We start from the raw sequence: 20,781 nt of genomic DNA on the forward strand, positions 1-20,781 counted from the left end.
AAAGAAAACCCGAAATTTAATTTGGAAGGTTTTCTTTTTCAATGTACATATAAAATTAAAATGTAACACAGGGATTTTAGTTAACTGTGTTAGTCACATAAAAATAAATGACAAGTCAGTATTGTAAAATCTTTGACTTGTTATTTATTTTTATATGCATTAATGAATTTTTGGAGGAAATTAAATGAGTGGGGTAACATATGATTATATGGAACAATATTTAAGGGGTTTAATTCCAGGTAATAATATAATTATGAAAAATTTGGAAAATTTTGCTCTAGAGAATAGAGTGCCTATAGTTCAAAAAGAAACTGCTAAATTTTTAGAATTGATGGTTACTATGAAGAAACCTAAAAAGATTTTAGAACTCGGGACAGCTATAGGATATTCTGCTATTCTAATGAATCTAACTTCTGGAGGACTTAGTGAAATTACAACTATTGAAAGAGACGAAAAAATGATAGAGATTGCTAAGTCTAATATAGAAAAATACGGACTACAAAATAAAATTACTATTATAGAAGGAGATTGCCTAGAAGCACTAGAAAATCTTAAAGATGAATTTGATATGATTTTTATAGATGCAGGTAAAGGTCACTATAATCATTTTCTTCCCCATTGCTTAAGGCTCTTAAAAAAAGAAGGAGTTCTTATTGCTGATAATGTCCTTTTTAGAGGAATGGTTGCATCAAAAGAGATTGCAACGCGTAGAAAAATCACTATAATAAAACGTATGAAAAGTTATTTAGAATTAGTATCTAATAATGATGAACTTATAACTTCTGTAATACCAATGGGAGATGGTATCTCAGTTACAGTAAGAAAGTGTGAGGTAATCAGCAAGGAGGAACAAAACTAATGAAACCAGAAATACTAGCACCCGCAGGTAACTTGGAAAAATTAAAAGCGGCTATAAATTTTGGAGCAGACGCGGTTTATTTAGGTGGAAGTAAATTAAATTTAAGAGCTTTTGCTGATAATTTTAGCACGGAAGAATTAAAAGAAGGTTTAGACTTTGCACATTTAAGAGGCAAAAGGGTATATATTACCTTAAACGTATTTCCTCACAATGAAGACTTAGACGGCTTAGAAGATTATCTAAAAGAAATATATGAACTAGGTGCGGATGCTATTATTGTATCTGATCCAGGAATTATTATGACAGCAAGAGAAGTCGTACCAAATTTAGAAATTCATTTAAGCACTCAAGCTAACAATGTAAACTATAAATCAGCTATCTTTTGGCATAAACAAGGGGTTAAAAGAATTGTTCTAGCAAGAGAATTATCACTTATCGAAATTAAAGAAATTAGAGCAAAGTTACCTGATACTTGTGAACTTGAAGCTTTTGTTCATGGATCTATGTGTATGTCCTATTCAGGAAGATGTCTACTGTCTAATTATATGACTGGAAGAGATGCGAATAGAGGACAATGTGCTCAGCCATGTAGGTATAAATATTTCTTAGTTGAAGAAAAAAGAGATGGGGAGTACTTTCCTATAATTGAAGATGATAAAGGTACTTACATAATGAATTCCAAGGACTTAAACATGATTGAACACATACCAGAACTTATGAAATCAGGGATAGCATCCTTTAAGATAGAAGGAAGGATGAAAAGCGCATATTATGTTGCATCTGTAAGTAAATCTTATAGAGAAGCAGTGGATGCGTATATAGCTGATCCAGTAAATTATAAATTTCAGAAGAAATGGATGGATAATCTCTTAAAACCTAGCCACAGACAATATTATACTGGGTTTTACTTTGGAGATCCAAACAAACAGATATATGAATCATCGTCATATATTAGAGATTACGATATAATTGGAATTGTGCGCCAATATAACGAGGAAAATGGTATTGCAATAATCGAGCAAAGGAATAAAGTATATTGTGGGGATACTGTTGAAGTATTAAGGCCTGTAGGAGATAATGTTTCAATAGTACTTAGTGATATGAAAAATTCCAAGGGAGAGAGCATAGTTTCTGCACCAAGCGCTCAGATGTTATTTTCTGTTAATGTTAAAGAAAAACTTCATGAAAATGATATAATTATTAAATCTAAGGAGAAAGAATAATGAATCGCCCTATTTTAATAGGAATAACTGGTGGAACAGGTTCAGGAAAAAGTACAATAGCTAGAGAAATTTATAAACGGTTCGGCGATACATGTATTGCAATGATTGAGCAAGATTCTTATTATAAGGATCAAAGTGATCTTTCTTATGACGAGAGAATAAAAACAAATTATGATCATCCGGATGCTTTTGATACTTCTCTTTTAGTTAAACATTTGAATCTCCTTTTAGAAGGACATGTTATTGAAAAGCCTATATATAATTTTGAAATACATAACAGAATAAAAGAAACAGTTGCTGTGCAGCCAAGGGAGATTATTATATTTGAAGGAATTCTTGTACTCGCAGAAAAGATTCTTCGCGACATGCTTGATATTAAAATATATGTAGACACTGATGCAGATGTGAGGTTCATAAGAAGACTTATGAGGGATATTAATGAGAGAGGTAGAACAACTGATTCTGTTATAAATCAATATTTGAATGTTGTTAAACCAATGCATGAACAATTTACTGAACCTACCAAAAGGTATGCAGACATTATTATACCTGAAGGTGGACATAACAAGGTAGCTATAGATATACTTACTGCAAATATAAGCCAAATTCTACAAAAACAGCAAAATCAAAAATAACATTATAAAGTATAAAACATCTCATTCTAGGCGAGAATTAATCTAGATGAGGTGTTTTTATGTATAAGAGAAATAATATATTTGGTTACTCAAATCAAAAGAGTGAAATTAAAAAAAGAATATGGATAATAATGCTTATATTTGCGCTGTTATTTTGTATCCTAATTTGGAGAATTGCAAATGATATGTATTTTAAATCTGAACCTTTGAAAGCTATGTTTAATGCACAATATACAATAAATGAACAATACGGTATGTTATATAAGTTAACTGATTGTAATGGAAACGAGCTTTTAAACTATTCTAATAATTATTATGCTGTTATTGACCCAGTGGATTATCTAAGATTTAATGAATATACAAGTAAATATGACATGCAATCTTTGATTATTACTTTAAGAAACTATAATAAAGGCTATGATTTAGAAAAGATTAAAGGCACAGGAAATGGAGAGAAATTAAGATATAAAATAGATGAAGCGACCTATAATAAAATCAAGGATATTAAAAAAGTAAAAGGGTTTTATACTTTTGAATCAAATGATTTAGTCGAAAATAAAAATTGGAAAATTCAAAATGTATTAACAAATCTAATATACTATAATAATAAGGTTGAAACTAAAAAAAGTTCAGATTCTTTAGAGATGCAAATATATAACAAAACTAAAAATAATAAATTTACAGGAATTAGGTTTTCAAAAGGAGTTAATGGTGAGATTGCAGAAGGTGAGACTATTGATACTACAAATAATGTTAATGTAAGACTTACTTTAGATGAAAATATTCAAGATAAAGTTGAAGCTATTCTTCATGAGGAAAAATATGAGCAAATTGGTGTTGTGCTTATGGAGAGCAAGAGTGGAAAAATAAGAGCAATGGCGCAAAAGGATGACATTGAAAATAATGCAAATTTAGGAATTCCAAGTACCGGCGGTGCTTTACCAGGATCAATTTTTAAAGTTATCGTGGAAGAAGCGGCGTTAGATACTGGCTCAATAAACAAAAATGAGATTTTTACATTGAGTCCAGGTTTATTTCCAGACGATACTCATCAGTACAACGGTAAAACTGAGTTTACAGTTAGTGAGGCACTACGTGATTCTTCTAATAATATATTCGCCCAAATAGGTTATAAGATAGGGTTCCAAAATATGTATGACTATGCAAAAAAGCAAGGGATATTAGACACAGTATTAAATTTTCAGCAAGAGCAAATTGGTAAGTTTGATAATGGTGTGGGTTTATTAAGCCCAAAGGAGGATATATATCAGGCATCTATAGGGCAGAAGATTAAAATAACACCACTCGAGGCCCTTAGCATTCCAAATACAGTTATAAACAACGGAGTATATGTTCAGCCAAGCATAATAGACACATATGTAAATGATAAAAATGGCGTAGTAGAAAAGGTTACTCCTAAAACCTCTCAAGTATTAAAAAGTGAGACTGCAAAAACTTTAAAACTTGATATGTTGGATGTAGTAAACAATGGCACAGGTGTAAGAGCCTTTGTTAAAGGTATGGATATAGGGGGTAAAACAGGTACCACCGAGTATTCTGTGGAAGGAAAAAAGTATTCAGATGGATGGTTTGTTGGCTTTTTTACTTTTAAAGGAATAGATTATTCTATGGTTGTATTTGTAAAAAACATAACATTAGGTCAAAAGGAAGGTATAGGAAGTCAAGGTGGCGGGGATACTGCTGCTCCAATATTTAAAAAAGTAGTTGAAGCACTCTCTATTAAATAATTAAATAAATTTCTATGTACAGGCACCTTTAATAAAATAAATCATATTATATTAATAAGCTCTATTAGGAGGAACACCTGTGTTTTTCATGAATTGTTTATTTGATATGATTGGAAACGTTACGTTTTTGACGGCTTATATAACTGGAAGTAGTTCATTCCCTCAACCATTAAATGAAGAAGAAGAAAAATCCTATTTAATAAAATTAAAGGAAGGCGATATACTAGCTAAAGGAATATTGGTTGAACGAAATTTAAGACTAGTTGCACATATAGTAAAAAAATATTCTTACCCAGGAAAGGATGTAGATGACCTCATATCTATTGGAACTGTTGGGCTAATAAAAGCTATTGATTCATTTGATACAAGTAAGGGAACAAGACTTGCTACCTACGCTGCGAGGTGCATAGAAAACGAAATACTTATGCTTATTCGTAATAACAAGAAAACAAAAGGGGAAGTGTATCTGCAAGATCCTATTGGTATTGATAAGGAGGGAAATGAGATCTCCCTTATGGATGTATTAAGTAGTGATGAAGATTCTATTATTGATAAAGTAGAAAGTAAAATACAAATTAAGAGACTTTACAATAAGATAAATATGGCTTTAATGGATAGAGAAAAAATAATAATACAAATGCGCTATGGATTACTTGACGGTAACCCTCGAACCCAGAGAGAAATCGCATTAATTCTAGGAATTTCCAGGTCATATGTTTCTAGAATTGAAAAGAGAGCATTAAGGAAACTTAATAAAGAATTAAATAGTAATAATAAAATTATATAAACAGTTCTAGCAAATTGTAGCAACTATGGTATAATTATTAATTGTACACTACTAGGTGGATAAGGCATCTTAAGGAATTTCAATTATTTATTTAATATAACAAATTTTATTTAAAAATACGAAAAAAATGTAGCAAAATATATTAAGATTAAAGCTAATTTTTCTTGTATATTTGTAAAGCTACATAAAAAGAACAGGAGGACCACTAATGATACCTCTAAGTGAATTATTAGAAAAAACAACGCAGCAAAATGCATCAGATTTACACCTAACAGTTGGATCGGTACCGGTTATTAGAGTCAATGGACATCTAATACAGGTGGGTCAAACTAAATTAACGCCAGCAGATACTGAAAAGTATTCAAGAGAAATTTTAGAGGATTATTATGAGGAATACTTTGAAAACGGTGAAATTGATACTTCTTATTCTATTGGAGGCCTTGGGCGATTTAGAGTTAATGTATATAAGCAAAGGGGAAGCGATACTATAGCTATTAGAGTAGTTGCTCTAAAAATACCTACTATTAAGCAACTTGAGCTTCCAGAGGTTGTTAGGGCTCTTACAACAAAACAAAGAGGGCTAGTTTTAGTAACAGGGCCTACCGGTAGTGGTAAAAGTACAACACTCGCTGCTATGGTTAATGAAATCAATTCAACTAGAGCTTGTAATATTATAACTCTCGAGGATCCTATTGAATATTTGCACAAGCACAATAAATCTATTATTAATCAAAGAGAAATTGGGAAAGATAGTAAAAATTATAAAAATGCTTTAAGGGCTATACTTAGAGAAGATCCAGATGTTATATTAGTAGGCGAAATGCGAGATCTTGAAACAATTTCTATTGCTATTACCGCAGCTGAAACGGGACATTTAGTTTTCTCAACGTTGCATACTATAGGTGCAGCAAAGACAGTAGATAGAATAGTGGATGTATTTCCACCACATCAGCAGCAACAAATTAAGGTTCAATTAGCTGCTGTAATGCAAGGAATAGTTTCTCAACAATTAATACCTAAAATAAGTGGAAGTGGGAGAGTAGCCGCTCTTGAGATAATGATATCTACTCCAGCAATTCAAAACCTTATTCGTGAAGGCAAAACACATCAATTACAATCTTGCGTTCAAACTGGAGGAAAATATGGTATGAAAACTATGGATATGTCAATTGCAGACTTATATAAAAAAGGTGTTATATCTAAAGAGGAAGCAATGACTTACTCAGTTGACAATGAAATGATGATAAGAATGTTATCCCTTTAGCTAATATTTAAAAAATAAGCTAAGAGCTTATCAACTACAGCTCTTAGCTTATTTTAATTTTTTTTAAAATTTCAAATGTCACACTATTGTGAAAAATTCGCTTAAAAATATAATATTGCATTTTCTATATATTGCTACTATACTAGTTATGAAGAACAAGTTAGCTTTTTACCATCATAAATTTAATATAGTATACTAATTTGAAATTAAGTTTATATATATCTAAAAATATACAATAAAATGCAAGAAAAATTAACAGTATTTAAATTTATAATAAATATTATAAAAAAATGATTTAAATAAGAGGAAAATTTATTATTTTGTTGAATATATACACTTAAGGTTTCTCTTATGAGGGGGGATAAACTTAATGAATGGACAAATAGTAGGAATTGATTTAGGATCATCAAAAATATGTGGAGCCGTTGGTAAAATAAGTAGTAATGGAAAACTTCAGATTATAGGCATTACATCAGTGGTATGTAGTGGTTTAAATAAATCAGTTGTAATAGATATTGATAATACAGCTGAAGCTATAAAACAATGTATCACACAACTAGAGCGTATGACAGATACACAAATTAGTGAAGGGTATATTTCACTGCCTGGAGGAATTTGTGAATTAGTAAGAAATACAGGAATGATTGCAATATCTTCTGAAGACAGAGAAATTAAACAAAGCGATGTGGACAGGGTAATTGAAGCAGCTAAACTTATTTCAGTTCCATCAGATAAAGAAATAGTAGGGGTTGAACCTGAACAATATATTGTTGATGGATATAATAATATTAAGGACCCTAGAGGTATGAGCGGAGTAAGGCTGGAAGTAGAAGGACAAGTAGTAATGGCACAGTCTACAGTTGTTAGTAATTTACTGAAAAGTGTTAAAAGAGCAGGTATTAAAGTCAATGGCATAGTACTTCAACCGTCTGCTATATCAGAGGCAGTTCTTCGAAAAGAAGAGAAAGATATGGGCATAACACTAATAGATGTTGGAGCTCAGACTATTGATATTTCTATTTACAAGAGCGGAAAATTAAAATATACTTCTATTGTTCAATTAGGTGGAGATAACATAACCAATGATATTGCAGTTTGCCTTAAAGTGCCCTTTAGCGAAGGCGAAAGATTAAAGCTTAAATATGGAAGTCTAATTAAAAGTAAAAGCGAAGATGTACCAAAAATTAGAGTTAAAGATTCTTATGATACTTTAATGGAAATTGATAATAATTTATTAATTGATATAATTCATGCCAGAGTAGAAGAACTATTTCATTTAATAAAAAGAAACTTATTAAATAGTGGATTTTATAAGGAGATTTCTGGCGTAGTTATAGTCGGAGGTGGAGTATCTTTATTTAGGGGTACTAATGAGCTAGGTAAGGATATACTAGGTAAGTCAGTAAGAATAGGTTCTCCGGAGTACGTAGGAGCAGCTAGCCCTATTTACGTTACAGCTGTAGGGATAGTATTGCAAGCTGTAAATAATCTTAAAACTAGTAATAGTTCAATTGAAGAATCAGATGAACATTCTTATGATAACAAATGGTCAAAAAACCAAAATATAAAAGGGAAAAACAAATTTGCATTAAAAGTTAAAGATTTTTTTGCGGATTTTTTCTAAAGAGGAGGTATTGTTGTGCTAGATTTTGATGTTGATGTTCAAGAATTTGCTCAAATTAAAGTAATTGGGTGTGGAGGCGGAGGAAACAATGCTATAAACAGAATGATTATGGAGGGACTTAAAAACGTAGAATTTATAGCTATAAATACAGATAAACAAGCTTTAATTCTTTCTCATGCGGTTCAAAAAATACAAATTGGTGATAAACTAACTAAGGGGCTTGGAGCAGGTGCCAATCCCGAAATTGGTATGAAGGCAGCAGAAGAAAGTAAAGAAGAAATTTCTCAAGCAATAAAAGGAGCAGATATGGTATTTATAACTGCAGGTATGGGAGGCGGTACAGGTACTGGGGCTGCACCAGTGGTTGCAGAAATTGCTAAATCTATGGGAATACTAACAGTAGGAGTTGTAACAAAACCATTCCCATTTGAAGGCAGAAAAAGGATGATTAATGCTGAAATAGGAATAAAAACTCTTAAGGAAACAGTAGATACTTTAGTAACAATACCAAATGAAAGATTATTAACCATGGTAGATAAAAAAACTACATTGATGGATTCTTTCAAAATGGCAGATGATGTATTAAGACAAGGTATACAAGGTATATCTGATTTGATTACAATCCCAGGTCTTGTAAATTTAGATTTTGCAGATGTGAGAACAATTATGCTTGCTAAAGGCCTTGCACATATGGGCGTTGGTAGAGCTTCTGGTGATAATAGAGCTCAGGAGGCAGCAAAGCAAGCAATTTCAAGTCCACTACTGGAAACTTCTATAGTTGGTGCTACAGGTGTGCTTTTAAACATTACTGGTGGAATGGACTTAGGATTACTTGAAATAAATGAAGCTGCAGAAATAGTACAAGGTGCAGCCGATCCTGATGCTAATATAATATTTGGCGCAGTTATTGATGAAGATCTAAAAGATGAAATAAGAATAACAGTAATTGCAACTGGGTTTGAAAGTGATAATTCGATGCAAAATAAAACTGTGCTAAAATCTAAAGTAAAAGAAACAGTGAGTCCTATTGAAGAAGTTGCGTATACTAAAGATTATGAAGAATCAGACTTAGAAATTCCAGCTTTTTTAAGAAGACAAAGTAAGTAATAAATAATAAAGTGCCTTTTGGCACTTTATTTGCGTTTAAAGTGATATTAATTGCACATTAGACATTATTCCCTATGTAATAAAATCACGTTAACTAAAGCCATTTCAGAGGTATTGATTAACGTGACGAATTTTTAGGGGGTAAGTCTTTTTTTGTATATATATTTAATCATCAGCTTAGATGCTGTAATATTAGCTACTTCAGGAGGAAATTTATGTAACATCAGAATATAGTTTTTTTTCACGCAAGTTGCTTATAAATATATAATATTTATGATATTCCTTATAAGATGTTGTTAGGAATAATATAGAAATAAATGACGGTTTATAAAGGAATAAAAATTACTTTTGTGGTAAAATATGACAAAATTCTGAATGAAAAAGTTATATAATAATTTAAAGGAGGAAGATGGAGTGATAGTATATTTAGATGTTCTTATATTAGTGAACTTTATAGTTAATTTATTCATATTACATGTTACCGTTCAAACATTAAGAAAAAGAGTAAAATTTGTATGGATATGCCTTTCAAGTTTTATAGGCAGCCTATATGTTTTAACTGTAGTATATCCAAAGCTTAAATACTTGACATATTTACCTTTTAAAATATTAATAGTAATTGTCATGATTTTAATTGTTTTTAGAGAGAAAAAATTTTTATTCAACATTAAGGCTTCTCTAATTTTTTTATTATATTCAATCCTATTAGCTGGAATGTGCTTATTTATACAAATCAGCAGTAGTACAGATATGTCATTCGATGTAATCATAATAAATTTTCCTTATGAAAAATTACTGCTTTCATTAATGGTAATTTATATACTCATATATAGAATCATGATTTTTATAGGAGATAGAAAAAAAATATTAACACTGGTTTACACTGTTGATATTATAAATAAAAATTATAAAAAAACTATAAAAGCATTTTTAGATACTGGAAATGAGCTTCGAGAGCCTGCTACTAATTTGCCAGTACTAATTGTTGAACGCGATATTTTAAGGGAAATTTTACTAGAGAAAAACAATACTTATTCTATTCCTTATACAGTGGTAAATGGAACGAGTGGAAGATTTATAGGATTTAAACCAGAGTATATAAATATTCATATTGATAAAAAGAATATTGAAACAAAAAATGTAATTATAGCATTTTGCGAGTATAAATTAAGTAAAGATAATGACTACAATGGGTTAATGTCAAGAGGTATACTAAGTTAATATACTGTGGAAATAAGTAATTGTTATATGCTAATAATAGAGTTTAGGAGGACGTTATGTTTAATTTTAAAGTGATGTTAAACAAATTATTTGTTAAATTAAAAATGTTTTCAAACAATTTGTTTTATATAGGAGGGAATGATGCACTTCCACCTCCTTTAACTAAAGATGAAGAGTATGAATTAGTGACTAAATTAGACACCGGTGATAAACGGGTAAGGGCAACATTAATTGAAAGAAATTTAAGATTAGTAGTTTATATCGCAAGGAAGTTTGAGAATACAGGCGTAAATGTTGAAGATCTAATTTCTGTGGGAACCATAGGGCTTATAAAAGCAGTTAACACATTTGATCCTGAAAAGCAAATTAAGCTAGCTACATATGCTTCAAGATGTATTGAGAATGAAATTTTAATGTATCTTAGGCGAAACAGTAAAATTAAAACGGAAATTTCTCTTTATGAGCCCTTAAATGTTGATTGGGATGGAAATGAATTGTTGCTTTCAGATATAATTGGTACGGACAACGATGTGGTTTACAATATTATTGAAGAGGATGTTGATAAGCAATTACTTTGGCTTGCTATGCAACGTTTGAATTCAAGAGAAAAAGAAATTGTGCAATTAAGATTTGGATTAAATGGAACTATAGAGAAAACACAAAAGGAGGTTGCTGATATACTAGGAATATCACAATCGTACATCTCTAGGCTTGAAAAAAGAATAATAAAAAGATTGCAAAAGGAAATTAATAAAATGGTGTAGGGATGTCTTTAGTATAAAAATATATCAAGAAAAAAGTATGTTTAGGATCCTCTACATGGGTCCTTTTTATAATTCCTTTAAAATTAATAAAATGTTCTAATTATAAATAATATTTTTAGTGAGTAATGAATATAAATAATATAAAGTGAAAGGAATATAAAAAGATAGACTACAATAGTGAATAGCTATTTAAAGTGGCTGCTTTAAAAAACTTATAGGGGGTAATAAAATGGAAAGCTTAATGTTTGCTATAAACAACTTAAGACAAATGGAAATTATAGATATAAATTCAGGCTCAAAAATGGGATATATCAAAGATCTAAAAGTTGATTGTGAAGACTATAGAATTATTTCAATCGTTCTTCCAACTCTGAAATCATCTTGGTTTAATAAAAATAATAGCATTGAGATACCTTGGGAGAATGTGAAGAAAATTGGTGTGGACGTTATTCTTGTAGATGGTAGTGATGTATTTATGGAAAACGAATAAGAAAAAGTGTATAATGTTAGTATATTTGCTAACTATACTAGGAAAAGGGCGTGAAGACCATTGAAATGTCCATATTGCAGCTGTGAAGAAAGTAAAGTAGTTGACTCTAGATCAACAGATGATAATATTGCAACTAGAAGAAGAAGAGAATGTCTTAGTTGTTTTAAACGATACACTACTTATGAAAAAGTGGAAGATGTACCTATTTTAGTAATAAAAAAGGATTTTAATAGGGAATATTTTGATAGAACAAAAATACTAAATGGCCTTATGAAAGCATGCCAAAAGAGGCCCGTATCAAGAATGCAAATAGAAGCAATTTGTGATGAAGTAGAAAAACAGCTAAATAATGAAATGCTTACAGAAGTAAAATCTGATTACATAGGAGAAATCATTATGAGTATATTAAAAAATGTAGATGAGGTTTCTTATGTGCGATTTGCTTCTGTATATAGGCAATTTAAGGATATTAATACGTTTATGGAAGAAATAAGAAAACTAATGTCTAAGGAAAAAAAATGTCCTTAGGCATTTTTTTTCATTTCAATAAGTTATAATGTTGTTAATAAAAGCCATATAAAAGAGGTGTAGTATTGCAAATTGAAACTATTGATAATTATGAATTTATAAAATTTGAGTGTGATAATGCAGTGATATTGTTTTCAACGGCTAAGGGTGGATTAGATTTCAATCAAAGAACTGAGAAAGGGTTACTAAATTTAGAGAGAATTAAAGAACATTATGATTTAAAAGATATGGGTTACTTAAATCAAATTCATAGTGACGTAATTTTAAGATTTGATGGTAATATTAAGGATGGAGATGCTTTAATAACAGATAGAAAAAGAACAGCTATAGGTGTTTTTACAGCAGATTGTGTTCCAGTAATTTTAGTAGACAATAGGGCATGTGTTATTGCTGCCGTGCATAGTGGATGGAAAGGAACAAAAGATTTTATAGTAAGTAAAACAATAAAAAGACTACAAGAAAATTATGATTCTAGAGCTGAGGATATTAGCGTTTACATAGGACCACATATTGGAAGTTGTTGTTATGAAGTTAGTAGGGAACTAATAGAAGAGTTTACTAGTGAAGAAATTTATAGTAATATTAATATTAGTAACATAGATAATAAACTTGATTTAGAAAAATGCATTTTAACTCAACTTGTGGAAAAGGGTATTAAAGTAGAAAACATTAGTACCACCAATATGTGTACTTCCTGTAATAAACAATATGAATTATATTCCTATAGATTCAATGAAAATAAGCACGAAAGGATGTTTTCTTTTGTTTATTTAAAATAAGAAGACAATAAAATACAGAAGACAAATGGAGGGATTAATATGGCCGAAGAAAAAATATTAGTAGTGGATGATGAAGAACATATACAGGAGTTAATTAAATTTAATTTGGAGAAGAGTGGATATAAAGTTATATGCGCTGATAATGGTATAGATGCTATAAAACTCGCTAAAGAGCAAATGCCTCAAATTATGTTGCTTGATATAATGTTACCTGGCATGGATGGTTTAGACGTTTGTAAGGAAATTAGAAAAGATTCAAATATGTCCAATATGCCCATAATAATGATAACAGCAAAAGGTGAAGAAATAGACAAAATAATAGGACTTGAGTTAGGTGCTGATGATTATATTACAAAACCATTTTCAGTAAGGGAGCTAGTAGCCAGGATTAAAGCTATCCTCAGAAGAAGCACAATGCAACTAGTTGAAAAGACTTTCAATGTTGGCAATTTAGTAATTGATTTTGCTAAACACGAGGTTATTAAAGGTGAAACTAAAATTGATTTGACATTAAAGGAATTTGAACTATTACAAATACTAATAAAGAATAAAGGTAGAGTTATGACTAGAGACTTCTTACTCGATAAAATATGGGGTTATGAATACGTAGGAGAGACTAGAACCGTGGACGTTCATATAAGACATTTAAGACAAAAGATTGAAGACGACGATAAAAATCCAGTATATATCCAAACTATTAGGGGTATAGGCTATAGATTTAATTTTGGAGATTAATTATGAAGAAAAAGTTATTAATATATTTGTTATGTACTGTGATTTTTATATTTATTGTAGTAACTGCATTAATTATATCTATTTTTAATTTTGAATATAATCAAAATCTAAAAGATAAACTTCAAACAAATAATAATATGATAATTAGTTTATTGCAAAGTAATAATTTAAGAGACCAACAGAAATTTTTTACTAAAAACTTAGAAAGTTCGGATTTGAGGTTTACATACATAAATAAGTTGGGTAAAGTTCTTTATGATTCAACTGTAAATAGTGAAACTATGGATAATCATAATGGTAGGATAGAAATAATAAAAGCAAGAAAAACCGGAAGCGGATTTGCAATGAGATATAGTATGACTACTAAGAAAAATATGATGTATTTTGCAAGTACTTTTGGTGATGGATTTATTATTAGAAGTTCTATGCCTCTTGAGATAGTTAATGGTTTAGGGAGTAAATACTTAAAATTTTACATCTTAGCTATAATTTTTTCAACGTTAATGTCAATTTGGTTTTCTATAAAACTATCCAATGTAATAGTAAAACCCATTACGGATTTGATTTTTATTACTTCGAGAATTAGTAAGGGCGAATTCCATAGAAGAGCTAGGATATTGTCAGATGGAGAAATAGGAGAATTAGCTAAGAATTTTAATGAGATGGCGGATAAACTAGAGTCTACACTAAATGACGTTATAGATAAACAAAATAGGCTAGAGGCTATTCTACAAAGTATGGATAGTGGAGTTATTGCTGTAAATAGAAAAAATAAAGTGATAATGATTAATCCATACGCTAAAAAAATGTTCGGAATTACTGAAGATATTATTGGACAAAACCTTATGGATAATATTAGAAACTTTGAATTAGAAAATATATTTCTTCAAAGCGATGATGATTATAAAGAAATTAAGATTGGCTGGCCAAAAGAAAGAGAACTCAGGATAAAAACTGCAGATATAATTAACGCAAATGAACATATTGGTACTGTAGCTGTAGTTCAAGACATTACAAAAGTGAAAAAATTGGAGAAAATGAGAACACAATTTGTAGCAAATGTTTCACATGAACTTAAAACGCCTCTAACATCTATTAAAGGGTTCGCAGAAACATTAAAATATGTTGATGACGTTGAGACAAAGGAAAAGTTTTTAAATATAATTAACGAGGAAGCTGAAAGATTAACTAGGTTAATTACTGATATTTTGACACTTTCACATATAGAACAAAAGATGGAAGTTAAAAAGGAAAATATTGATGTTAATGAAATTATAGAAGATGTTTACAATTTAATGAAAAATACTGCAGATTTGAAAGGAATACAGTTATTAGTGAAGAAGCAAAACATAAAGACGATTACAGGTGATACGGATATGTTTAAACAAATGTTAATTAACTTAGTAGATAATGCTCTAAACTACTCAGAAACAGGAGATAGTGTTTGCATTGGAACAGAGTGCAAGGAGGATAGATTTATTTTGTGGGTTAAAGACACAGGAGTTGGAATAGCTGAAAAACAAATTTCACGTATTTTTGAAAGATTCTACAGAGTTGATAAGGCACGTTCTAGATCAAAAGGAGGCACAGGCCTTGGCCTTGCTATTGTCAAACATATAGTACTTCAATTTAATGGGAAGATATTTATAGAAAGTGAGTTAGGAATAGGTAGTAAATTCATAATAGAAATACCATACCGTCATTTTAAATAAGCAATTTCATTATTACAGTGATAGATTTATTTTTGCCATTGTAAACTTTAATTAACACAAGTTAAACTTTAGTTAACTTTGGCTTAATACAAAGTTAACTTTCAGGGTATAATATTATAAGTGTAATGAGTAGCTATTAAAACAGTCTAAATAAATGAGACGGAGGAATTATCTATGAAAAGAAAAAGTTTAAAATTAATGGTGGCGGCATTAGCTGTTGCAATGACAGCAGGAATTTTTGCTGGTTGTTCAAGTAAAAAAACAACTGAAACCACTCCTAAAACTGAAACTGCCGCATTATCAGGTTCAATAACTGCAGCAGGATCAACTGCACTTCAGCCTCTAGCTGAATTAGCTTCCCAAAAACTCTCCGATAAAAATCCAGGAGCAACAGTAAATGTTCAAGGCGGTGGAAGTGGTACTGGACTTACTCAGGTATCACAAGGTAGTGCACAAATAGGTAATTCAGATATATTTGCAAAAGATAAAACTGGAATTGATGCAACTGCATTAAAAGATAATAAGGTATGTGTTATAGGATTTGCAGCAGTTACAAACCCAAAAGCTAATGTAAAATCTTTAACAAAACAACAATTAATAGATATATTTACAGGCAAGATAAAAAATTGGAAAGAAGTTGGCGGTGCTGATATAAAAATTACTATTATAAATAGAACAAAGTCTTCAGGAACAAGAGCAACGTTCGTGCAATATGGATTGGATGGTAAGCAAGAGGCAGCTGGACTAACTGAGGATTCAAGTGGAGCTGTAGAAAAAGTAGTTAAACAGACTGATGGAGCAATTAGTTATTTAGCATTATCTTATTTTAATGATGCAGCTAAAAAAGTAGGCTTAAACGTATTAAAAATAGATGGTGTTGAAGCAAATTCAGCAAATATAAGTACAGACAAATATAAAATTTGGTCATACGAACATATGTATACTAAGGGCGAATCTACAGGAGTAACAAAAGCATTTATAGCTTATATGTTAAGTAGTGACATGAAAGCATCAATAATAAAATTAGGATACATTCCAATGTCAGATATGAAAGCAACAAGAGATTAATGTTCTCTAAAGGCTAGGTAAAACTAGTCTTTATTTTGCATTAAAATAATATTTTGGGGTAAAATAATATGAAAAAAAATGGTATGAAAAAATTTCTTTTAAAACTTAAAAATGAATATTTAGGACGTGGATATGCAACATTTTGTGGTGCGATTATTGTTATTCTCACTTTCACCATCATATTATTCTTAACAACTAAAGGTTTAAATACATTTATAAAACACGGATACTCGATAACTAATTTTCTATTCTCTGGTGCTTGGAATCCGGATGGCGGAGAGTCTTTAAAACCTCAATTTGGAACTTTAATATTTATTTTTGCTTCGACATTTGTGTCGTTTCTTGCGGTTCTTGTTAGTGCACCTGTAGGGGTAGCCTTAGCAGTATTTATGAATGTGATTTCACCAAAACTTGGGACAAAGGTTCTCCAACCTGCTATAGAATTGTTTGTTGGAATACCATCAGTTGTATATGGTTGGATAGGAGTAAGTGTATTAGTGCCTATTATTAAGGTTTTCTTTGGAGGAATCGGGTTTAGCCTGCTTGCAGGAGTACTCGTTATAAGCGTAATGATATTACCGACAATTGCAAGTATCTCCTCTGATGCTATAAGAACTATTCCAAAAGATTATATAGAAGCATCTTATGGACTTGGAGCAACGAGGTGGCAAACTATAATTAAGGTGATTATTCCTGCAGCTAAAAGTGGAATATTAACTGGAATTGTACTCGGAGTTTCAAGAGCTTTTGGAGAAGCACTTGCCGTGCAAATGGTAATAGGTAATTCAATTACATTCCCTAAAGGGCTACTTGGAACTACATCTACATTAACAAGTATTCTTACTATGGATATGGCAAATACAATAGATGGAACACCTTGGAATGATGCATTATGGTCAATGGCGCTACTATTACTAATTATATCATTTATATTTATACTTATAATTAGAAAAATTGGGAAAAGGGGTGAGGCATAATGAGTTCTAAAGTTAAAGATAAAATAGCAACAATTGTTTTATATATAGTTTCTGCTTTAGTAATTTTATTACTTGTAAGCCTCATTGGGTATATAATATATAATGGACGAGAGTCATTAAATCTAAAGTTTCTGCTTGGTGAACCCAAAATTGGTGAAGCTGGTGGTGGAATTGGACGTCAATTATTTAATTCAATACACTTACTTGTAGTAACACTTATATTTACTATACCTTTGGGTGTAGGCGCTGGAATATATTTAGCTGAATACGCAAAAGAAGGCAAGATATTAAATGTTATAAGATTATGCATAGAAACAATGGCGTCATTACCATCTATTGTAGTTGGTTTATTTGGGCTTTTAATTTTTGTTAACATGGCAAAATGGGGATATTCTCTTCTTGCTGGAGCGTTAGCTATAACTATAATAAATCTACCAGGTATGACTAGAGTTTGTGAAAATGCTGTTAAAGCCGCATCATTTGGTGTTAAAGAAGCAAGTTTAGGATTAGGTGCAACTAGGTGGCAGACTCTTAAAAATGTTGTATTGCCATCTGCAATGCCTCAAATTTTAACAGGTGTTATACTAGCAGCAGGAAGAATATTTGGAGAAGCAGCAGCATTACTATATACTGCAGGTATGAGTGCTCCAAACTTAAACTTTACTACTTTAAGTTTAACAGATAAAGTTTCAGCTTTTAGTTTATTAAGGCCAGCGGAAACATTATCTGTCTACATATGGAAACTTAATTCAGAAGGAATGGTGCCCGATGCTACTAAGATAGCAAATGGTGCTTCTGCGGTTTTAATAATAGCAGTGCTTATATTTAATATATCTGCAAGAATAATCGGAAAAAAAATATATGATTCTCATTCGGGAAGTAAATAGGGAGGTAACAATATGGGAATAGTTATAACAAAGAATTTAAATCTATATTATGGGAATTCTCAAGCGTTAAAGAATGTAAATATTGATATAGAGAAAAATTCAGTTACGGCACTTATAGGTCCATCAGGATGTGGTAAATCAACATTTTTACGTACTATAAACAGGATGAATGATTTAATAGAGTGTGTTAGAATAGAAGGAGAAGTAATATACGAAAATCAAAATATATACAAACCAGATTATGATGTTATAGATTTAAGGAAAAAAGTCGGAATGGTATTCCAAAAGGCTAATCCTTTTCCTATGTCAATATATGAAAATATAGCTTATGGTCCCAGAATTCATGGAATAAAAAATAAGAAAGAGCTTGATGAAATTGTGGAGACGAGTTTAAAGGGAGCTGTGCTTTGGGAAGAAGTAAAAGACAGGCTTAAAAAGAGTGCATTAGGATTATCTGGTGGACAACAGCAGCGTTTATGTATTGCTAGAACTTTGGCCGTAGAACCTGAGGTTTTATTGATGGATGAGCCAACATCTGCCTTAGATCCTATTTCAACTTTGAAAATCGAAGAATTAATGGATGTACTGAAAAAAAAATACACAGTAATAATAGTAACTCATAATATGCAACAAGCAGGAAGAATTTCTGATCATACAGCATTCTTTTTAAATGGAGAAATTATTGAAAATGGAAAAACAGAGGAAATATTTTATAAACCTATAGATAAAAGAACAGAGGATTATATTACAGGAAGATTCGGCTAAAATATAAAAAAGGAAGGTGATTTTATGGCAAGGAAAGTCTTTGAAGAGAATCTTCAAGAACTTCATAATGATCTCATTAGAATGGGGAGTATAGTTGAAAAACAAATTCATGACTGCATCGATGCTTTAGTTACTCATAACACTGATAAAGCAGAAAAAATAATGAAGAATGATGATATAGTTGATGAACTAGAACGAGAAATAGAAAATAAAGCAATTAAATTAATTGCCATGCAGCAGCCTTTAGCAATAGATTTAAGAAACATTTTTACTATGACAAAAATAGTAACAGACCTAGAGAGAATGGCTGATCATGCTGTGGACGTTGCTAAAATTACATTAAGATTAAAAAATGAAAAATATGTAAAGCAACTAATACATATACCTAGAATGGCTGAAATAGTAGTAGCTATGATAAAAGATGCCTTGGATGCCTATGTGGCAGGAGATGTTGAAAAGGCGTATGCAGTTTGCAAACGAGATGATCAAGTAGATGCTATTTATAAGGAAGTATTTGGTGAACTCTTACAATTAATGATTAAAGATCAAAGCACAATAAATCAAGCTACTCAATTTATATTTATCTGTAAGTGGCTAGAAAGAATTGCTGATCATACTACCAATATATGTGAATGGACAATTTATTTAGTTACCGGAGAAAAAATTAATTTAAACGAATAATTTTGATGAAAAATACAAAAGCTACAATGAATATCTATAAACTTATAAAATATTGTAGTGGAGTAGTGATTATGAAGAAAGAATATTTCAAAAGTTTTTTAATTTTTCTTTGTATTAGTTTGATAATGATAAGTTCTGGATGTAAAAAAGATTCTCAAACTAAGGAAAAACAATCTAAAAACATTAAAATAATTTGTGAAGATACAGTGTTGCCATTGGTAAATGATTTAGTGCGTGATTATAATTTAAATAACGATTCTGTAGTTACTGTGGAATCAGCACAGAGAGAAAGTTCTTTTGATAAATTATATAATTCTGAAGTAGATGTACTAATTGGATATGTTCAGCCAAGTAAGACGAAGATCGAGGCTAAAATGCTAGCTTATGATGGAATAGGTATTATTGTTAATAAAAGCAATAAAGTAACCGGTGTAGGAATACAGGAATTAAAAAAAATATATACCGGAAGTATAGTAAACTGGGAAACATTAAATGGAGAATCAAAAATCATAGTACCTGTAGCTTATAAAAACATTTCAAACTCTGTGGAGCAAGAATTTGGTACAAGAATAATGGATACTCCTGTAAAAGAATCAATGGTCAATAGCACGCAATATGTATCAAGTGTGGAAGAAATGAAAAATTTTGTTGCACAGAATAAATATGCTATAGGTTTTATACCTGGACAGTGGTATAATGAAGAAAGTAAGTTTTTAAGAGTCAATGGTATTGAAATAACCACTTCAAATTTAAAGAATAAACTTTATACTCTAAAATTTCCAATAAAAATGTATTTTTCAAAAGAAAAAGAAGATAGTTTAAAGGATCTTTTTCAGTATTTTAAAAGTGAAGATGGTAAAAAAATTATAAGAAAATATTGTATTGAAGCATTTTAATACCTCCTTCTTAGGAGGTATTTTTATTCTG

At 30.6% G+C, this 20,781-nt stretch carries 21 protein-coding genes; all 21 read left to right on the top strand.

Annotated features, from left to right (window positions below; all coding sequences use genetic code 11):
• Positions 1–184 precede the first annotated feature (184 nt).
• A complete protein-coding gene (locus tag VIM70_RS04970; protein WP_331944627.1) occupies positions 185–859 on the top strand; it encodes an O-methyltransferase in 675 nt (224 codons plus the stop codon).
• Positions 859–2,082 carry a U32 family peptidase gene (locus VIM70_RS04975; RefSeq protein ID WP_331944628.1) on the top strand — a complete coding sequence of 408 codons (1,224 nt, stop codon included), beginning with the start codon at positions 859–861 and terminating at the stop codon, positions 2,080–2,082. The genes VIM70_RS04970 and VIM70_RS04975 overlap by 1 nt, the downstream gene beginning before the upstream one ends.
• Positions 2,082–2,717, top strand: coding sequence for a uridine kinase (gene udk / locus VIM70_RS04980; RefSeq protein ID WP_331944629.1), 636 nt, complete (start codon positions 2,082–2,084; stop codon positions 2,715–2,717). The genes VIM70_RS04975 and udk overlap by 1 nt, the downstream gene beginning before the upstream one ends.
• Positions 2,718–2,776: 59 nt before the next feature.
• Entirely contained in the window at positions 2,777–4,465 is a 1,689-nt protein-coding gene (locus tag VIM70_RS04985) for a penicillin-binding transpeptidase domain-containing protein (RefSeq protein ID WP_331944630.1), read from the top strand.
• Between the two features lie 88 nt (positions 4,466–4,553).
• On the top strand, positions 4,554–5,252 hold the full coding sequence (sigK, locus tag VIM70_RS04990; protein WP_414648662.1) for an RNA polymerase sporulation sigma factor SigK: 699 nt from the start codon (positions 4,554–4,556) through the stop codon (positions 5,250–5,252).
• A gap of 208 nt (positions 5,253–5,460) precedes the next feature.
• On the top strand, positions 5,461–6,516 hold the full coding sequence (locus tag VIM70_RS04995; RefSeq protein WP_331944632.1) for a type IV pilus twitching motility protein PilT: 1,056 nt from the start codon (positions 5,461–5,463) through the stop codon (positions 6,514–6,516).
• A 370-nt stretch (positions 6,517–6,886) separates the two neighbouring features.
• Complete coding sequence (gene ftsA, locus VIM70_RS05000) at positions 6,887–8,140, top strand: cell division protein FtsA (protein ID WP_331944633.1); 1,254 nt, start codon at positions 6,887–6,889, stop codon at positions 8,138–8,140.
• A 15-nt stretch (positions 8,141–8,155) separates the two neighbouring features.
• On the top strand, positions 8,156–9,247 hold the full coding sequence (gene ftsZ, locus VIM70_RS05005; RefSeq protein ID WP_331944634.1) for a cell division protein FtsZ: 1,092 nt from the start codon (positions 8,156–8,158) through the stop codon (positions 9,245–9,247).
• 414 nt (positions 9,248–9,661) lie between these two features.
• A complete protein-coding gene (gene spoIIGA / locus VIM70_RS05010) occupies positions 9,662–10,468 on the top strand; it encodes a sigma-E processing peptidase SpoIIGA (protein WP_331944635.1) in 807 nt (268 codons plus the stop codon).
• A gap of 56 nt (positions 10,469–10,524) precedes the next feature.
• Positions 10,525–11,232, top strand: a complete 708-nt coding sequence (sigE, locus tag VIM70_RS05015) for an RNA polymerase sporulation sigma factor SigE (protein ID WP_331944636.1) — start codon at positions 10,525–10,527, stop codon at positions 11,230–11,232.
• Positions 11,233–11,461: 229 nt separating this feature from the next.
• A complete protein-coding gene (locus VIM70_RS05020; RefSeq protein WP_331944637.1) occupies positions 11,462–11,722 on the top strand; it encodes a YlmC/YmxH family sporulation protein in 261 nt (86 codons plus the stop codon).
• 60 nt (positions 11,723–11,782) lie between these two features.
• Positions 11,783–12,250, top strand: a complete 468-nt coding sequence (gene nrdR, locus VIM70_RS05025) for a transcriptional regulator NrdR (protein ID WP_331944638.1) — start codon at positions 11,783–11,785, stop codon at positions 12,248–12,250.
• Between the two features lie 65 nt (positions 12,251–12,315).
• A complete protein-coding gene (gene pgeF / locus VIM70_RS05030; protein ID WP_331944639.1) occupies positions 12,316–13,029 on the top strand; it encodes a peptidoglycan editing factor PgeF in 714 nt (237 codons plus the stop codon).
• 39 nt (positions 13,030–13,068) lie between these two features.
• Complete coding sequence (locus VIM70_RS05035) at positions 13,069–13,764, top strand: response regulator transcription factor (protein WP_331944640.1); 696 nt, start codon at positions 13,069–13,071, stop codon at positions 13,762–13,764.
• Positions 13,765–13,766: 2 nt separating this feature from the next.
• Entirely contained in the window at positions 13,767–15,476 is a 1,710-nt protein-coding gene (gene pnpS, locus VIM70_RS05040; protein ID WP_331944641.1) for a two-component system histidine kinase PnpS, read from the top strand.
• A 174-nt stretch (positions 15,477–15,650) separates the two neighbouring features.
• Entirely contained in the window at positions 15,651–16,544 is an 894-nt protein-coding gene (locus VIM70_RS05045; protein WP_331944642.1) for a phosphate ABC transporter substrate-binding protein, read from the top strand.
• A gap of 68 nt (positions 16,545–16,612) precedes the next feature.
• Entirely contained in the window at positions 16,613–17,521 is a 909-nt protein-coding gene (gene pstC, locus VIM70_RS05050; RefSeq protein WP_331944643.1) for a phosphate ABC transporter permease subunit PstC, read from the top strand.
• The gene (pstA, locus tag VIM70_RS05055; RefSeq protein ID WP_331944644.1) at positions 17,521–18,408 is read left to right on the top strand and encodes a phosphate ABC transporter permease PstA; all 888 of its coding nucleotides are present in this window, start codon (positions 17,521–17,523) and stop codon (positions 18,406–18,408) included. Before pstC ends, pstA begins: the two co-directional genes overlap by 1 nt.
• A gap of 12 nt (positions 18,409–18,420) precedes the next feature.
• Positions 18,421–19,173, top strand: coding sequence for a phosphate ABC transporter ATP-binding protein PstB (pstB, locus tag VIM70_RS05060; protein WP_331944645.1), 753 nt, complete (start codon positions 18,421–18,423; stop codon positions 19,171–19,173).
• A 24-nt stretch (positions 19,174–19,197) separates the two neighbouring features.
• Positions 19,198–19,854: a phosphate signaling complex protein PhoU gene (gene phoU, locus VIM70_RS05065; RefSeq protein ID WP_331944646.1), complete on the top strand. Its 657-nt coding sequence runs from the start codon at positions 19,198–19,200 to the stop codon at positions 19,852–19,854.
• 71 nt (positions 19,855–19,925) lie between these two features.
• The gene (locus VIM70_RS05070; protein WP_331944647.1) at positions 19,926–20,750 is read left to right on the top strand and encodes a substrate-binding domain-containing protein; all 825 of its coding nucleotides are present in this window, start codon (positions 19,926–19,928) and stop codon (positions 20,748–20,750) included.
• Positions 20,751–20,781: the final 31 nt, after the last annotated feature.

It is taken from the genome of Clostridium sp., from assembly GCF_036569345.1.
GTDB lineage: Bacteria > Bacillota > Clostridia > Clostridiales > Clostridiaceae > Clostridium_AD.